The sequence below is a fragment of the Mesorhizobium sp. ORS 3428 genome, assembly GCF_001854785.1.
Taxonomy (GTDB): Bacteria; Pseudomonadota; Alphaproteobacteria; order Rhizobiales; family Rhizobiaceae; genus Mesorhizobium.
The window spans coordinates 1-1,134 of record NZ_MDFL01000099.1 but is presented as its reverse complement, the minus strand read 5'-3'; the positions used below and the strand labels follow the sequence as shown (position 1 = coordinate 1,134).

The 1,134-nt window shown below is 53.9% G+C and carries 1 protein-coding gene; it reads right to left on the bottom strand.

The genetic code is table 11. From position 1 onward, the window contains the following. Positions 1 to 93: 93 nt before the first annotated feature. On the bottom strand, positions 94 to 1,134 hold a 1,041-nt coding region (locus ORS3428_RS08710; protein ID WP_210185688.1), incomplete at its 5' end, for an isopenicillin N synthase family dioxygenase.

The window sequence follows — 1,134 nt, the reverse complement described above, 5'->3', positions numbered from 1 at the left end:
CGTACAGCACGGTTGCAGTCCGGCCCGTGAGATCCACCGTCCGCGAACATGCGGATTGCCTCAGCAGAGTTCTTCGCACTCTTATTGGCTTGACTATCCCGAATTACTACTGCTCATCGCGGGCGGAGCAGTGCCATACCCATCTCGCCCTCTCAAATGGGGAAAGTGTTTGATATACTTTCCGAATTTGTATGCTCCGCAAGTGATCGGGGGATATTGCCCCGGGTTAGCCTCAGAGACGCAACTTTCCAAGGGCGCAAAAACGGCGTCATGGTCGGCGTCGATGAAGAACGGTATCGAATAGCGTTCCCGTCCGGAGGTGTTCACCACTCTATGCAGGTTCGCTAGATAGACATCGTTGGTTAGCTTTTGCAGCAAATCGCCGATGTTGACGACGAAGGTACCAGGGACAGGCATGCCCTCGACCCAGATCCCATTCCGGTTCATCACCTGAAGCCCTCCAGCGCTATCCTGGGCGATAATGCCCAGGCTGCCAAAGTCGGTATGCGCGCCGATGCCGATGATCCTCTCGTCCACGACGCCGGTCTGTGGCGGATAACGTTGCAAGCGTTGAGTCGTGATGGGATCCTTGGTTCTCGGTTCGAAGAAATCTGGTGAAAGATCAAGGCTGAGCGCTATGCCCCTCAGAAGCGTTATCGATAGCTCCTTCATCGCCTCGTGATAGGCGAAAACGGTCTCCCTGAACCCCGGCAGGGTGGCCGGYCACTGGTTGGGTCCAAAGAACGGGCTCTCTACATTCGGCCGCTCAGGGCCGATGTCAAAGCACTCTTTTAGGTCCTTGGTTTTTGATGGGTCCGTGTTTTCGCCGAAGATCTCGATATAGCCACGCAGAGCGACCCCAGAATTACTGACGTGCAATTTCATTTTCTCTTCAAGCGGCAGGTTGAAGAAAGCCTTAGCTTGCGCAAAGGTCTCATCTAGCAACTTCTCCGAAATTCGGTGATTCTTGATGTACATGAAACCGACATTGGCGAGCGCCCAGCGAAATTCCTTCGCCACACTTCGTGCATCGCTTCCGTCCAACAACGGGCCCACGTCAACAATTGGAAGTCTATCGAATGTCTGACGCTGAGCATGAAGCCTGTCATCGAGCTGGACCAAATTTGATTTCGT